The organism is Phycisphaerae bacterium, assembly GCA_024102815.1.
Classification (GTDB): domain Bacteria; phylum Planctomycetota; class Phycisphaerae; order UBA1845; family UBA1845; genus JAGFJJ01.
This window is the reverse complement of sequence record JAGFJJ010000011.1, coordinates 91,813-106,647: the sequence shown is the minus strand read 5'-3', so window position 1 is coordinate 106,647 and position 14,835 is coordinate 91,813. Positions and strand designations below refer to the sequence as shown.

Genomic DNA, 14,835 nt, shown 5'->3' with positions numbered 1-14,835 from the left:
CGCAGGCGAATCAGCCCAGAATACTGACCCGCAGAATCTGAAACAACAGAATTCTGGATCCCGCGCGCCTCCGCCCCGGATTCTACTCCCCATACTTCGCCACAATCTCCTCCTTCTTCATCCCCAGAATACCGTACTTCTTTCCCACTTTGGCGAACGCCTCGATCGCCCGGTCGATGTGCCGGAACTCATGCCCGGCCGAAAGTTGCACGCGAATCCGCGCCAGACCCTTGCCCACGACGGGATAGAAGAAGCCGATGACGTAGATGCCCTCGGCGTAGAGGTCGCGGGCCACGTTCTGGGCGAGCTTGGCGTTGTACAGCATGATGGGCACGATGGGATGTTCGCCGGGCTTGATGTCGAACCCGGCCTCGGTCATGCCCTTGCGGAAGCGCTTTGTGTTCGCTTCCAGCTTGTCGCGAAGCTGCGTCGATTCGCTCAGCAGGTCGATTACCGCGATGCTTGCCCCGATCACCACCGGCGAAACCGTATTGCTGAAGAGGTACGGCCGCGACCGCTGCCTCAGCAATTCGATGATCTCCCTCCGCCCGCTGGTGAACCCGCCGCTCGCGCCGCCCAGCGCCTTGCCGAGTGTCGAGGTGATGACATCGACCCGGCCCATCGCCCCGCAGTGCTCGGCCGACCCCCGTCCGGTGCGACCCATGAAACCCGTGCAGTGGCAGTCATCCACCATGACCAGTGCGTCGTACTTCTCCGCCAGGTCGCAGATCTTGTCCACCTGCGCGACGGTCCCGTCCATGCTGAACGCTCCGTCGGTGGCGATCATGCGGTAGCGGGCGGCTTTGGTCTCGACGAGCCGCGCTTCCAGTTCGGCCATGTCGTTGTTCTTGTAGATGTGCCGCTTGGCCTTGCACAGGCGGATGCCGTCGATGATCGATGCGTGGTTGAGTTGATCGGTGATGATGGCGTCGTCGGCTCCGAGCAGCGGCTCAAAGAGCCCGCCGTTGGCGTCGAAGCAGGCCGCGAAGAGGATGGTATCTTCGGTGCCGAGGAACTTGCTGATCTTCTGTTCGAGTTGCTTGTGGATATCCTGCGTACCGCAGATGAAGCGCACGCTGGAGAGCCCGAAGCCGTGCGTGTCCAGCGCCTTTCGCGCCGCCTCGATGACCTTAGGGTGTGAGGAGAGCCCCAGGTAGTTGTTGGCGCAGAAGTTGATGACATCCTTGGGCGGAGCCGACTCCGGATAGCGCACGCGGATGTCGGCCGCCTGCGGCGTGAGAATCAGCCGCTCCTCCTTGTACAGACCGGCCTCGCGGATCGCGGCCAGCTCGCGTTGGAGATCATCTTTCATTTTCGTGAACATGGGTGCAACTCCCCGTCGGCAAGAGTAGAAGGAAACGCGGATTCACGGACGGCGCGGATTATCCGGCGCATTGCGGGTGTGATCAAACGAGCGCCGCATCCTTCGGTGTGCCCCTGCTCCTGGGCAGGGCCTTTTGCGACGCGCTAGCCCACGCCCGCGGGCTTCTTTGCGTGCGGATACCCCGCGCCCTGCAGCGCCACCGTGATCTCGTCGAGAATCACCGGGTCGTCGATCGTCGCCGGAACCTTGTACTCCGACCCCTCCGCGATGTGCTTGATCGTCCCGCGAAGGATTTTCCCCGAGCGCGTTTTGGGCAGGCGCTGCACGACCATGGCCGTCTTGAAGGATGCGACCGGTCCGATTTTCTCGCGGATCAGGGATACGAGTTCCTTTTCGATCTCCGCCGACTTGCGCCGAACACCCGCCTTGAGCACGACGAAACCGACCGGGACCTCGCCCTTGAGTTCGTCGGCCACGCCGACAACGGCACATTCCGCCACGTCAGGATGCGCCGCGAGCACTTCTTCCATTCCGCCTGTGGAGAGGCGGTGACCGGCGACGTTGATGATGTCGTCGGTGCGGCTCATGATGTACAGGTACCCCTGCTCATCGCGGAATCCCGCATCGGATGTCATGTAATACCCGGGGTAACTGCGGAGGTAGGAGGACTCGTAACCGGCGTCGTTGTTCCAGAGGGTTGCCAGGCACCCCGGCGGAAGGGGGAGTCTGACCACGATGTTCCCGATTTTTCCGTCGGAGACGGCGTTTCCCGATTCGTCTACGATTCGGACGTCGTAACCCGGAACGGCCTTGGTCGGCGAGCCCGGCTTGATCGGCAGCAGCTCCAGACCAACGCAGTTGGACGCGATCGCCCAACCGGTTTCCGTCTGCCACCAGTGGTCCACCACGGGCACACCCAGCCGCTCCTGCGCCCAGTTCAGGGTATCCGGATCGCAGCGCTCCCCGGCCAGGAACAAGTATCGCAACGAGGAGATGTCATACTTGCCAATGTACGTGCCCTGCGGGTCCTCCCGCTTGATCGCCCGGAAGGCCGTCGGTGCCGTGAACAGCACATTCACCTTGTGGTCGCGGATCACCCGCCAGAACGCGCCGGGATCGGGCGTTCCCACGGGCTTACCCTCGTAGAGAATCGTCGTGCATCCCGTCAGCAGCGGGGCATAGATGATGTACGAATGGCCTACGACCCATCCGATGTCCGACGCCGCCCAGTACACCTCGCCCGGTTTCACGCCGTAGATGTTCTCCATGCTCCAGCGCAGGGCCACGGCGTGCCCGCCGTTGTCTCGGACCACGCCCTTGGGAATCCCCGTTGTGCCGGACGTGTACAGGATGTAGAGCGGATCGGTGGCTTCAACCGGCACGCAAGGCGCCGGCGAGGCGGACGAAGTCGCCGACTTCCATTCGACATCGCGCCCGGCGAACAGTTCCGCCCGTGCTTGCGGACGTAGCAGGATGATGCAGCGCGCCGGCTTGAAGCGGGCCAGGTCGATGGCCCGATCCAGCAGCGGCTTGTATTCGATCACGCGCTTGCCTTCGATGCCGCACGACGCCGACACGATCAGCTTTGGCTTGGCATCGTCGATGCGCGTCGCCAGCTCCTTCGAAGCGAATCCGCCGAATACCACGGAGTGGATGGCGCCGATCCGTGCGCAGGCCAGCATGGCAATGACCGCCTCGGGCACCATGGGCATGTAGATGACGACGCGGTCACCCTTCTCGACCCCTTGGCCTCGCAGCGCTCCGGCGAATAGCGCCACCTCGTCGCGCAGCTCGCGATACGTCATCCGCCGCACGGAATCCGTCACGGGGCTGTCGTGGATGAGTGCGGGCTGATCCGCCCGTCCGGCCTCCACGTGCCGATCCAGCGCGTTGTAGCACGTATTCAGCATGCCGCCCGCAAACCAGCGGTAGAACGGTTTGCCGCTGCTGTCGAGGACATGCTCCCACTTCCGATCCCAGTGGATGGCCTGAGCGGCATCCGTCCAGAATGCCGCGGGCTGTTCAATCGACCGACGGTATGCCCGCTCATAGTCACCGTGGCTCATCATGGTCTCCGAGATGGTCCGTCCGGGAGAATCCCGCCTCCTGCCGGTCGTGATCCGATGCGGCGGACCGCAGGCTCCAAGCGATACGGCCGATTCCGATGTCGGGCTCTCTGGCGCGCAGGCCATCACCCCGGCGCGCGAGATTCGGCTCATGCGCCGGGCACACGGCGGCTCGACGCGCGCGCCGAACTGGCGCACCCGTCTCTTCCAGCAAATTCGGTACCAATTCAGCGAAATGGGCTCCGGATGGATCGGGAGCCGCAATGCCGGCCCGTGAACCCTGTCGTGCGTTCAGGCTCGCGGCCGGCGACCGGCGATAGGGGATATATGCCCGTAGCTACGGCAATTCCGGCTCGATGCCCAACAGCTCCACGTCTACGACCAGCGTTGTGTTCGGCGGAATCCAGTCCTTGACGCCCTCGCGTCCCGCGGCCAGCGGCGGAGGAATCTCGAAACGTCGCTTTCCGCCCACCTTCATCGTGTACATCATTTCCCGCCAGCCGGGGAAGAGTTGATCGAGCGATACGGTAACAGGGATGTCTTTCTTGACGGAAGTATCCAGAATGGTCCCGTCCTTCTCGTACATCGTGTACTTCATGACGACGCGCTCATTTCCGACAGGACTGGGGCCCGTGCCGACCTCGATATCCCAGAACTTGATCTCGAAGACCGCCCGGTGCTCTTCAACCCCTGATGGAACGGGCTTGAGCTTGGGGAAGGGTGTGACCTTGACCAGTTCAAACTCGAACATCACCGTGGCGTTTGGCGGCACCTCCTTGCGTCCCTGCGATCCGTAGGCCAGATGCGGTGGGAGAATCACCTGCCGCTTGCCGCCCTCCTTCATGGTCTCGAGTGCCATCTGCCACCCGGGTATCAGTCCCTTGAAGGCCACCGTCGACGGCTGGCCCGGGGATGAGGAATCGAAAACGCGTCCGTCCTCCAGCCAGCCCGTGTATCCGATCGTTACCGCGCATTCGTCCGTCGGCGACCGCCCGTCTCCGACCTTCAAATCGATGTACTTCAGCCCGGACGGAAGCTCTGTGAATTCCCGCCCCTGCGTATCCGTCGGCACCGGATCGTTGAGGCTCGACGCGAAAGGAAATGGTTCCTCCTCCGCATGGGCCATGGGCGATGCTGAAATCAATGATGCCGCAAACAAGAACTGGAAAAAACACACTCGTCTCACGCGCAGTCTCCCATCCTGATCCTCAATTGTGGGCCGGGAATCGGATACGGCGGTCCCATCGCTCGGGACCGTCGTTTTGGTTGTTTCCTCGGGTCGACAGCCGGGCCGATCGACCGATCAATCCTTCTCGGCCCCGCAGCATTTCTTGTATTTCTTCCCGCTGCCGCAGGGGCAGGGGGCGTTGCGATCGGGCTTCTCGTCGGCCTTGATCGGCTCCACCGGCGGCGGAAGCGGCTCCTCGTCTTCTCCCGGGAGCTGCTTGGCGTACGCCTTCTCCTTTTCCTGCTTACGGAAGTAGCGATCCTCGCCCGGACCATGTCCACCTGGCATGACTGACTCCCTCATTGTGATCGACCCGTCCGACACTCCGATGAATATCGGCTCTCCAGTGCTTGCCTATTCTACGGTGGAGGCGCTTCCAAGTCTGCACTGACGGCTCCCCTGAACCCCGCCGACGTCCTCCGTTGGGAAGAACGTCGAATCCTCCCAACTTGCCGTCTTTTCAAGCTACTGGACTTGATCGGCTGCTCCAAAGATCATGACCCGGTACGTGGCGCCGCGCGATCTTGTTACAAACTTGTAGCCCCATGGACAAGCGCTATCTAGAACGATTGGCCGGTGCGAAGAAGCTCCAGAACCTCGAGCCGTTCTGCCTTGCCTGCGGATACGACCTCCGGGGCTCCACGCCCGGACGCTGCCCGGAGTGCGGTTCCATCTTTTCCTATGAAGCGTGGTCCCGCGAGGTCGACCGCATCATGGGTCAGATGCGCGACGTGGACGATGCGCTCTCCCTTGTTCCCGTGTCGTGGCGGGCGGCGGCCGTCGCCGTCGTCGCGCGACTGATCGGGGCCTTCTGTTGGACCGACAACACGGGATCTTTTCTGATGAACATCGTGGCCTTCGTAGCGGCCCTCACGGCAATCGGCACCGGACTCGTGATATTGCGCGTGCGCCAGATCCCCGAATGGGCCCGGCGGCGCCTCAAGAACAAGGCCGATCCCGTGCCCGCCGTTCTGGGCATTGCCGGCGGCCTCCTGGTTATCGTCTCGACCATCCTCTTCGGCTGACTCTTTGTAAGGTGCGTCTCCCGTAGCACCATCTTTGCTTCCACGACACGATTTCCATACGCCGCTTCGCTTCAGCCTGCGCGAACCTTCGATTCCCAAGCGCAATCGATTACCGACCACGCGCCGCCGGCGGTCATTCAATTCAGCATTCCACATTCACCATTCCGCATTCCCTACTGCCCCCAATCGAAAGCGAAGCGGTGCTTGTAATGGCGGAAGTACAACCCGATGACTTGCAATGCGACCAGGGTCAAATAAAGGTCCACAAGTTGAATGACCGCACCGCTGAATAGCCGCTGCCCGAATCCGGGAGTGGCCCCGGTCGCCACGGCTGCGGACTCGATACCTTGGGCCAGCGCAGGCGCCGCGATGAAGGAGACGACGACGATGATGACGGTGACCAGGTAGGGGCCCGGCGATCGCAAAATCGTGATCACCATGAGGTCCACGCGCCAGAGCACGCGAATTCCCTCTACGGCGACCGCCAGCACGACAATCGGCCAGAAGAACACGCCCAACAGGATGAGGCTGGCCGTAATCGGCTCCGCCTTGAATGTGGACGGCAATTGTTCCAGCCCCGAGAAGAACAGCTTACCAGTCGCATCCTCGTCCACGGGTTCCCCGAGATACAACTTCAGCAGGACGAAGCCTATGGCCGGGAGCATGATCGCGACCCAACTCGCCAGCCACTTGAAAATCGGCGCGAAAACCTCTCCCACGAAGTCTCCCTCGAACGCCAGCGTGGGCAGGCCGTCCTCCCCCGCGGCGGCTGACTTTACGACTTCGAACTCAAATGCCGCAAAAAGCCCCATGATGAATATGAAGGCGATCAGCCCGAGTATGCCGCCGAAGCTCACAAGCGGGAGAACGACCCCAAGCATGAACCAGACTACCAGCATCGTGATCAGGTTTGTGGGTGACGTGAAAAACAGCAACGTCCAGGTCAGGTTGTTGATATATCCCTTTGCCGGCGTCGGCGGAGGCACCAGCGGCGGAGACGGTTCTTCACGGGGGAACGCAGCGGCCGACGGCTGCTCAATGCGCGGCCCGTCCAGATTCAGCGCGTCGAGACTTGGACCGTCGTACTGCGGATCGCGATAAGGTTGGTCCGGCTCGTCCGCAATCGGAATCGGGCCGGTCTCTTCTTCTTCGAGAACGAAAATCGCCCCGCACTTCTTGCACTTCGAGCGCCGACCACGGTGCTCTTCCGCAAACCGGAACTTCGCCCCGCATGAACAGCGCACCGACGGCATGTCGAGCTTCCTTCGGCGTTTGGAGGGCAGACCGATGGGTGCGACGCTACCCGCTCGGCGCCAGACACCACCGCCAGTCTAACCGAACAATGAGAATGGCGTCGATTATAAGGGCGACGCAAAGTTCGACGCGCCGCCGGGGGACTTGTTAGCCTATGAAGTCAATGTCTGCGACGGCAGGAACGATCCCCGCCTCGGCGCCGCGGCGGAGCAGTTCCCGAACCGACTTCCGGCCCGTCTCGCCGTAGCCAATGGTCCATTCATTGACGTACATGCCCACGAAGCGATCGGCCAGTTCCACTCCCATGTCCCGCGCATACTGCAAGGCGTGCCTGACCGCCTCTTCGCGATGGTCCAGGCTGTACTGGATGCTCTCTTTCAGCACCTCCGCGACCTCCTGCATCGCTTCCAGGCCGAAATCACGGCGGATGCAGTTTCCGCCCAGCGGCAGCGGCAATCCGGTGGACTGCTTCCACCACTCTCCCAGGTCCACGATCTTGACCAGCCGATGTTGCTGGTAGGTCAACTGCCCCTCGTGGATGATCAATCCGGCGTCCGCTCGCCCCGCAGCCACATGTTCGAGAATGCGATCGAACATGATGACTTCATGCTCGAAGCTCCCTCGGCCGAGCAGCAGGTTCAGCGCCAGGAAGGCGGTGGTCATTTCACCGGGTACGGCGATCCGCCGCCCGCGGAGTTCCTCCACGCTGCACGCTTCTCGCGCCACCACCATCGGACCGTATCCGTCGCCCATGCTCGATCCGCACTCCGTCAGGGCGTACCGGTCGGCCACATAGGGGTAGGCGTGAATGCTGATGGCGGTGATATCCAGCTCCCCGCGTCGGGCCCGCTCGTTGAGCGTCTGAATGTCCTGGAGGACGTGCTCAAACGACCACCCGCGGGTGTCGATGCGCTCCCTGGCGAGCCCGAAGAACATGAAGGCGTCGTCGGGATCAGGACTGTGGCCGAGAGTCAAAGTTCGCTTCTTCATGATGTAATTGGCTCTTCAATTCGCCCTGGGTTATCGGTCGTACGTGGGCGGAGCCTATTGAACGGCCCGACGCGGATCGTCGAGGACCGTCCCGGAATTGTAAAGAACACGGGCCTGAACGCCCCAAAATCGGCTCCGGCATTTCTTGTTTGAGACGGCTCACCCGATTACAATATGGCGGTCACTGGACCTTCTGGACGATGATCTACTGGTGTTGACCTCTGGAACCATTCGCTGGGCTTTCGGCTGTCTCCTGCTCCTGACGGCTACGGGCTGCTTCCCGCCGGACCAGGCGGGCATCGAGCCGGACACTTCGGCCTCGCGCTGCGTCGAGCCGGAGGATGAAGACGTCCTCGCCGACCAGGTCCTCCAATTGGTCAACCTGGAGCGGGCCGGGGCGGGAAAGAGCCCTGTCGTTTTCGATCCCGTTCTGACGGATGTCGCCGATGTTTACGCTTGTCGAATGGCCGACGAGGGCTTCTTCGGTCACTATGATCCAGTAACGGGACACGGTCCGGCCGATCGCGCGGTCGCCGGCAAGTACCGCTTCTATTCCGTGGGCGAGAACCTCGCGGCCGGGCAGCGAACGCCGGCCGAAGTCGTTCGCGTCTGGATGGAAAGCCCCGCCCATCGCGATGTCATCCTCGACAACCGGTGGCAGGATGTCGGGGTCGCCGTTCGCTACGGCGGACAGCACGGCATCTACTGGGTGCTCGAATTCGGCGAGCCGCTCGAGTAACCGTTTCACGAGAGCACATGCCTCAGCGCTCCATATCCGATACATCCGCCGGACGAGACCGTCGGCGGGGCGTCCGAGCTGTCTTGACAGGGCAGGTCGGACTTGACAAAAGACCTTTTCTAGAACGCGTTGTGAAATATGCCGCCGATCGGGGCAAGGAAATTGCCCTGTTTAACGTCGGCGAGAGAATGTACGCGGAGGCGCCCGATGTCGTGCAGCCGCGCATTCTCGATCTTTCCCGCCAGCGTTTGCAGACCCTGCGTCGCAGCGTTTTCAAAGATATCCTCGCTGCCGCCGCCGCAGGCAGGAGTCTGATCGTCAACACGCACGCCACGTTTCGCTGGAAGCACGGATTGTTCCTGGCGTACGATCACCCCCACATGCGCGATCTGGACGCCGACCTGTATGTCACGATGGTGGACAACGTCGATGCCGTCCACGAGCGGCTCACGCGCGAACATGAAATTGCCCACACGCTCAAGGACATTCTCGTCTGGCGGGAGGAGGAGATTGTCGTAACCGAGGCCCTGGCGGAGTCCATCGGGGGATTTGGGCGGTCAATTGTACTTTCTCGCCCGAATGAGGAAATCGCTGCGCAGTCGCTCTACCGGCTGATGTTCGAGCCCCAGCGCAAGCGGGTTTATCCGTCGTTCCCCATGACGCACGTGCTGGAAATGCCCGACGTGCTCGCCGAGATTGATGCGTTCCGCTCCGCGTTGGCCGAGCATTTCATCACGTTCGATCCCGCAGACGTTGATGAAAAGCGGTTGCTCTACGAAGCGGGAGAAGCGACCAAGCGTGGCGAAGAGACTTTCACCGTAAAGGCCAACGGAAGGGCGGTCGTGTTTCGCGCTTCAGAAGTCAGCCAGATCGCCCGCGACGTTGACGCCCAGATTTACGCCCGCGATTTCAAGCTTATCGATCAGTCGGACATCATCGTAAGCTATGTTCCCGAGCTTCCCGGCGGTCGCCCCGGTATTTCCTCCGGAGTGGAGCGCGAGCTTCAGCACGCTTTCGAGGGGACCAAGGAAGTCTACGTCATCTGGCGACCCAAGGCCGACCCGTCACCATTCATCACCGAAACGGCCACGTCCGTTTTCCGCACCATCGATGAGTTGTTCGACCATTGCGCCAAGCGCGGCTATCTTGACTATAGTGAATAGCGGCCGATTGGAGCGACCCGCCAGCGTTGGCTTGCGTCATGTACGCGCCCGCGTTGAACTCAGCCCGGCCTGCCAACCTGGACTCCGGCATGTGTCGGAGCAGCGGCGCGACGTATAGCCACGGCCCGCTCGAATGGCCGGAGGCAGCTTCACCGGTAGATTCGACATGCCGCAGACGTTACCCCAATTTCAGCATCATCCCCGCGACTGGCGGGCCAATTACTACGTCTACCCGGTCATCTCCCGGCGGAGCCGGGGTCTGAGTATCGGGGTAAATCTCAATCCGGACACGGCCTGCAACTTCGACTGCATTTACTGCCAGGTGGACCGCACCGTGGTTCCGCGGGTTCGCGACGTCGATCCCCAGCGCTTGCGGGTGGAGTTGAAGGAGATGCTGCGGCTGGCGACATCCGGCGAACTGTTTCAAGATCCGGCGTTTGCCGAGGTTCCCGGAGACTTGCAGCGCATCAACGATATCGCTTTCTCGGGCGACGGCGAGCCCACGACGTGCCCGCTGTTCGCGGAATGCGTGCAGATCGCGGCGGAGTGCAAGTCTGCCGCCGGTCTCGAAAACGCAAAGATCATCCTGATTACCGACGCCTGCTATCTGACGCGGCCGAGCGTTGCACGCGGGCTGCGCATTCTTGACGAAAACAACGGCGAAATCTGGGCCAAGCTGGATGCGGGAACGGAGGAATACTATCGCGTCGTCAATCGGCCGAACTACCCGCTGAAGCATGTGGTCGAACAGATTAGCGCGGCCGCCCGGGTTCGACCGGTCGTAATTCAGGCCCTGTTCCTTCGGTTGGATGGCGAGCCGCCGCCGCGCGCGGAGCTCGACGCGTTCTGCGATCGACTTCTGGAGGTCATTGCGGGAGGGGGGCGGATCAGCCTCGTGCAAATCTACACCGTGGCCCGCCGCCCGGCGGAGTCGTACGTCACGGCACTTTCGGACGAACAAGTGGACGCCATCGCGGAGACGGTGACATCTCGAACGCGTCTGCCCGTAGAGCGATATTACGGCGCGTAACGCCTGACCATCGACAGCAGAATGCTTCAAGCATGGCGAGCCGCAACTTCATTGTGGCAAAGGCCGGGATCGAGGACGCGTCGTGAACGTATCCCTTTGGACTCCGGCGTGCGCCGGAAGATGGTAAGGGGAGACTCAGGAAGCCGCTTCGCCGGTGGATTCACCTTCCGAGGATTCCTGGGCGCCGGGGGCAAACTGCCCGCGCTTCCGCTTCTTGTCGGTGTGTTCCTTGCGCTGGGCGGCGGCCTTCTCCCATTGCTCGTAGGCTTTCTTTTTGTCCCCGCGCTTGTATTCCTCGGCGGCGTTAAGCTTGATTCGGCGAATGGCTTTGGTCGGTCTGGGCATTCGAGCTTTCGAACCTCACATTCAGGCAAATCACCGCGACGCCAGCCGCCGCGGGAGCGAAGCAATATAGTCAAAGCAGTTCTTTTCGTCCAATTCCGGAACCCGGCTCCATGGCTGCCGGGGGATCCGTCACAAAATGGGCAACCGAATTCCCGTCGAGGGGCCGTCGTCGTCACGTCCGGCCTCGGCGCAGACGGCGCCGACAGCCTCGGCCAGATCATCGAGATCGTCGTCCTGGATCGTCCGCAGGTCGAAAAAGAGGGCGTCGTCCCGAACTCGACACACCACGGGGGTCTCGTTTTCGCGGAGCAGCCGGGCGAGCTGCTCGGCCCCGCACGCCACTGGTCGCCACTGAACCACTACGGTGGGCAGTTCCTGGCCCGGCATGGAGCCTCCGCCGACAAGGCTGACGTCCGAGCCGACGTAGAACCTCTCACCCGGCGCTGCTTCCCGGAGCCGGTCGCTCAGGCGGCTTGCCCTCTCGGCCAACTCCTCGGTGGTGGCCGAGATCATGGCGAGGGTGGGGACCGATGCCAGGGCTTCGTCCCGATCGAGGTATTGACGGAGCGTCGCCTCGAGTGCCAGCAGCGTCATCTTGTCCACGCGGAGGGCCCGAGCGAGTGCCCCGGACTGGAGTTCATCGATGAGCGCCCGCCGGCCGACGATGATTCCGCACTGCGGTCCGCCGAGCAGCTTGTCGCCGGAAAAGCACACCAGATCCGCCCCGGCGGCGATGGACGCCGCGACGTGTGGCTCCTGGGGGAGGCCGTAGGCCGAGAGATCGAACAAGGCTCCGCTGCCGAGATCATCGACGGCAAGCAACTGGTGACGCTTCGTGAGTGCCGCAAGTGACGCGATATCGACGTCCTCGGTGAATCCCACAATGCGGTAATTGCTGGTGTGAACGCGAAGCAGCAGGGCGGTGTTCTCGCTGATGGCCCGCTCGTAGTCGGAGATGCGCGTGCGGTTGGTGGTGCCCACTTCGCGGAGCATGGCGCCGCCGGCGCTCATGACGTCCGGGAGCCGATAGCTGCCGCCGATTTCGACCAGTTGCCCGCGAGACACGATCACTTCCCGCCCGCGGGCGAAAGTGTGCAGTATGTGCAGCGTTGCGGCCGCGTTGTTGTTCACCACCATGCCGGATTCGGCGCCGGTGAGTTCCCGCAGCAATTCGGTGACATGCGCGGAGCGGTGCCCTCGGCGGCCGGTTTCGAGGTCGATTTCGAGGGAGCAATAGCCGCCGCAGCCCTCAGCCACCGCTTCAATCGCGGCGGCGGAGAGTGGTGCCCGGCCCAGTCCGGTGTGCAGGACGATGCCGGTCGCGTTGATGACCCGCCTCAGGCTGGGCATTGAACGGCGGAGAAGCTCTTCCTCGGCGACCGCCAGGACCACGGAATCATCGACCGGCTCGAAAATACGCCCGGCGAGAATCTCGCGGCGGAAGTTCTCCAGGGCGGACTGGAGGGACAAGACCACCAGGGATCGCGGAAGTCCCTGCAACCAGTCGGCGACTTCTTCGTGTTCAAGCAGCGAGGAGACCGATGGAAGGCTTCGCAGCAATTCGCGGGCAGGTTGACTCATGGTCCATTCTCCGGATCGGCGATCCTATTCTCCGACGCCGGCCGTGTCACCGGTCACTTCCCGTCGATCGCCCACCCGCCTCGTAAATCCGATGCGGTCGAGGTATTCCACGAAAGGGACCACGTACTTGCGACTGGATCCCAGGGCCTCGCGGATTTCGGCAACGGTTGCCGGACCGTCCCTTTGGATCAACCCGGCTACCTCTTCTCGAAGATGCCCTTCCTGATCCCGGTGCAGGTACATTTTCGGCTCGATGACCACGAGTTCGCCCATGGCGACGGCGAGTTCCGCGAGCCGCTCCGCCTTCTTGCGATCGGCCGCCGATTTTCCGGAAAACGCGTCGAGCGTGGGCGGGGTGAATCCTCCCTCACGGATCTGTTTCACCATCTCGCGGAGTGCCTTTTCTTCGGCGGCCGACAGTGAGGGTGCGAAAGCGGGGAGGCAAACGAATTCGCCGAACGGTCGCACAACGCGGCGCTGGAGTATGGCCTCGAAAAGCGGCTTGGCAAGTTGCGGCGAGGTCATGCGTTCCAGCCATCCGACGACCGCGGCGGATTTGCGGCCGGGGAGTTCCGGGTGCTGGCGATGATAGCGCTCCAGCCAATTGGTGAGTCGGGCGATGAGGTCGTCGAGGGCAGCCGGGACGTAGCGTGATTCCGTTCCCGCCAGGCGGAGCAGTCTCGAACCCTGTTCCAATTGCTCGAACAGCGGTTGCACTTCGTTTGGCTCCAGCCCGGCCCTGACAGAGAGAATGGGTTCGCTGGGAAACGCAAAGCCCGCATCGCGGAGGACGATTTCGAGGCGGCTGGCGGGATCGCCTTCCGCGAGGCGCCGAAGGTTCTCGTTTTCTTCCTCTGTACCACGGCGCCTGCGACGGGCGGCCGGTCGCAATACGCGACCACCGCCGAGGGTGGCGGAGGCGTTTTCATCGCGAAGAATAAACCGTTGCCCGAAGGAACAGATCAGCGGCTGTCCGCAGCGCAATTGGGCGAAAGCCGTCTCACCGGGGTCAATCTCCTGGCGGTCGTAGAGAATGACGCGAGCGTTTGCCTCCGTGGTGCCCAGGCCCAGGCGCACAACGCGCGCGGACTTCAGCGGTCGGGGAGCACTTCGCGCGCACCGGATCTCGACGTCCAGAAGATGCGATGGCTGAAAGTACCCCGGAGTAACGAGCTCCACGCCGCGTTCGAGGACTTCGCGTTCGACGCCGATGACGTTGACGGCCGCGCGTTGTCCGCGTTCCACGGATTCCGATGTCTGCCCGTGGCTTTGGAGGCCGCGGATTTTGACCTCGTGTCCGCCCGGCCAGACGACAAGCGTCTGGCCGACGTCGGTGCGGCCGTGCTGCACGGAGCCCGTCACCACCGTACCCCGTCCCTGAACCGTGAAGACGCGGTCGACGGCCATGCGGAACGGTGGAAAGTTCGACGCAACGGGGAGATCGAATGCAATGCCGCGAAGGGTGTCCCGGAGTCTGTCCAGGCCTTCGCCGGTGAGGGAGGATACAGGGATCACCGGGGCGCCTTCCAACCCGGTTCCGGAGAGCAGTTCCTGAATTTCCTCTTCGACCAGCTCGATCAGCGAAGGCTCCACGGCGTCGATCTTGGTGAGGGCTACGACGCCTTTGCGTACACCGAGCAGATCGAGGATCTCCAGGTGCTCGATCGTCTGGGGCATGACGGAGTCGTCGGCGGCGATGACCAGTAGCGCCAAGTCGATGCCTGTCGCTCCGGAGACCATCGTTCGTACGAACCGCTCGTGGCCCGGCACATCCACGACGCCGAAGCGTGCGTCGCCGAGGTCGAGGGCGGCGAAGCCGAGCTCGATGGTCATGCCGCGGCGCTGCTCCTCCGGCAGGCGGTCCGGGTCGGTGCCGGTCAGGGCGCGAATCAGGGTGGACTTGCCGTGATCGATGTGACCGGCGGTGCCCAGAATGAGATGGCGTACTTCGTGGGAATCTCGAGGAGACGGCGGAGCGGCATCGGATCGGGCGGCCATGTGGGCGATTATGCGGGCGCAGGGGAAGGGATGCCAATGTCTCGAGAGGTTCGCTACCGGGCGCCGGCGAATGACGCGTGTTTTGTACCCGC

The 14,835-nt window shown here is 62.7% G+C and carries 13 protein-coding genes; 4 read left to right on the top strand and 9 right to left on the bottom strand.

The features are described from left to right. Positions 1-82: 82 nt before the first annotated feature. The 4 genes from kbl to J5J06_03820 all read right to left on the bottom strand — a co-directional run bounded on the left by kbl (position 83) and on the right by J5J06_03820 (position 4,921). Positions 83-1,324 (bottom strand): glycine C-acetyltransferase, encoded by a 1,242-nt coding sequence (kbl, locus tag J5J06_03835; GenBank protein ID MCO6436199.1) that lies wholly within the window; start codon positions 1,322-1,324, stop codon positions 83-85. 143 nt (positions 1,325-1,467) lie between these two features. After that, positions 1,468-3,390: a propionyl-CoA synthetase gene (locus J5J06_03830; protein ID MCO6436198.1), complete on the bottom strand. Its 1,923-nt coding sequence runs from the start codon at positions 3,388-3,390 to the stop codon at positions 1,468-1,470. Positions 3,391-3,727: 337 nt separating this feature from the next. After that, positions 3,728-4,576 (bottom strand): FKBP-type peptidyl-prolyl cis-trans isomerase, encoded by an 849-nt coding sequence (locus J5J06_03825; protein ID MCO6436197.1) that lies wholly within the window; start codon positions 4,574-4,576, stop codon positions 3,728-3,730. A 117-nt stretch (positions 4,577-4,693) separates the two neighbouring features. After that, complete coding sequence (locus tag J5J06_03820; GenBank protein MCO6436196.1) at positions 4,694-4,921, bottom strand: SEC-C domain-containing protein; 228 nt, start codon at positions 4,919-4,921, stop codon at positions 4,694-4,696. A 242-nt stretch (positions 4,922-5,163) separates the two neighbouring features. Here J5J06_03820 and J5J06_03815 point away from each other — a divergent pair, with 242 nt between their 5' ends. Further along, positions 5,164-5,643 (top strand): hypothetical protein, encoded by a 480-nt coding sequence (locus J5J06_03815; protein ID MCO6436195.1) that lies wholly within the window; start codon positions 5,164-5,166, stop codon positions 5,641-5,643. A gap of 173 nt (positions 5,644-5,816) precedes the next feature. Here J5J06_03815 and J5J06_03810 read toward each other — a convergent pair whose 3' ends face one another. Both J5J06_03810 and J5J06_03805 read right to left on the bottom strand, forming a co-directional pair. Next, complete coding sequence (locus J5J06_03810) at positions 5,817-6,896, bottom strand: hypothetical protein (GenBank protein ID MCO6436194.1); 1,080 nt, start codon at positions 6,894-6,896, stop codon at positions 5,817-5,819. Between the two features lie 148 nt (positions 6,897-7,044). Next, positions 7,045-7,887 (bottom strand): ABC transporter substrate-binding protein, encoded by an 843-nt coding sequence (locus J5J06_03805; protein ID MCO6436193.1) that lies wholly within the window; start codon positions 7,885-7,887, stop codon positions 7,045-7,047. 211 nt (positions 7,888-8,098) lie between these two features. Between J5J06_03805 and J5J06_03800 the strand changes: the two genes are divergently transcribed. The 3 genes from J5J06_03800 (at position 8,099) to J5J06_03790 (ending at position 10,819) form a co-directional block, all read left to right on the top strand. Continuing rightward, positions 8,099-8,626, top strand: a complete 528-nt coding sequence (locus tag J5J06_03800) for a CAP domain-containing protein (GenBank protein MCO6436192.1) — start codon at positions 8,099-8,101, stop codon at positions 8,624-8,626. Positions 8,627-8,757: 131 nt separating this feature from the next. Continuing rightward, positions 8,758-9,789 (top strand): hypothetical protein, encoded by a 1,032-nt coding sequence (locus tag J5J06_03795; GenBank protein ID MCO6436191.1) that lies wholly within the window; start codon positions 8,758-8,760, stop codon positions 9,787-9,789. A 166-nt stretch (positions 9,790-9,955) separates the two neighbouring features. Then, the gene (locus J5J06_03790) at positions 9,956-10,819 is read left to right on the top strand and encodes a radical SAM protein (GenBank protein MCO6436190.1); all 864 of its coding nucleotides are present in this window, start codon (positions 9,956-9,958) and stop codon (positions 10,817-10,819) included. A gap of 135 nt (positions 10,820-10,954) precedes the next feature. Here the strand turns inward: J5J06_03790 and J5J06_03785 are convergent, their stop codons facing one another. The 3 genes from J5J06_03785 to selB all read right to left on the bottom strand — a co-directional run bounded on the left by J5J06_03785 (position 10,955) and on the right by selB (position 14,743). Continuing rightward, positions 10,955-11,164, bottom strand: a complete 210-nt coding sequence (locus tag J5J06_03785) for a hypothetical protein (protein ID MCO6436189.1) — start codon at positions 11,162-11,164, stop codon at positions 10,955-10,957. A gap of 129 nt (positions 11,165-11,293) precedes the next feature. Further along, positions 11,294-12,745 (bottom strand): L-seryl-tRNA(Sec) selenium transferase, encoded by a 1,452-nt coding sequence (locus J5J06_03780; protein ID MCO6436188.1) that lies wholly within the window; start codon positions 12,743-12,745, stop codon positions 11,294-11,296. A gap of 24 nt (positions 12,746-12,769) precedes the next feature. Continuing rightward, positions 12,770-14,743, bottom strand: a complete 1,974-nt coding sequence (gene selB / locus J5J06_03775) for a selenocysteine-specific translation elongation factor (GenBank protein ID MCO6436187.1) — start codon at positions 14,741-14,743, stop codon at positions 12,770-12,772. Positions 14,744-14,835 lie beyond the last annotated feature (92 nt).

Coding starts and splice junctions, on each gene's coding strand:
- kbl (MCO6436199.1), bottom strand. CDS start 1,324: ATGTTCACGAAAATGAAAGATGATCTCCAACGCGAGCTGGCCGCGATC.
- J5J06_03780 (MCO6436188.1), bottom strand. CDS start 12,745: ATGAGTCAACCTGCCCGCGAATTGCTGCGAAGCCTTCCATCGGTCTCC.
- J5J06_03815 (MCO6436195.1), top strand. CDS start 5,164: ATGGACAAGCGCTATCTAGAACGATTGGCCGGTGCGAAGAAGCTCCAG.
- J5J06_03810 (MCO6436194.1), bottom strand. CDS start 6,896: ATGCCGTCGGTGCGCTGTTCATGCGGGGCGAAGTTCCGGTTTGCGGAA.
- J5J06_03820 (MCO6436196.1), bottom strand. CDS start 4,921: ATGAGGGAGTCAGTCATGCCAGGTGGACATGGTCCGGGCGAGGATCGC.
- selB (MCO6436187.1), bottom strand. CDS start 14,743: ATGGCCGCCCGATCCGATGCCGCTCCGCCGTCTCCTCGAGATTCCCAC.
- J5J06_03790 (MCO6436190.1), top strand. CDS start 9,956: ATGCCGCAGACGTTACCCCAATTTCAGCATCATCCCCGCGACTGGCGG.
- J5J06_03805 (MCO6436193.1), bottom strand. CDS start 7,887: ATGAAGAAGCGAACTTTGACTCTCGGCCACAGTCCTGATCCCGACGAC.
- J5J06_03785 (MCO6436189.1), bottom strand. CDS start 11,164: ATGCCCAGACCGACCAAAGCCATTCGCCGAATCAAGCTTAACGCCGCC.
- J5J06_03830 (MCO6436198.1), bottom strand. CDS start 3,390: ATGAGCCACGGTGACTATGAGCGGGCATACCGTCGGTCGATTGAACAG.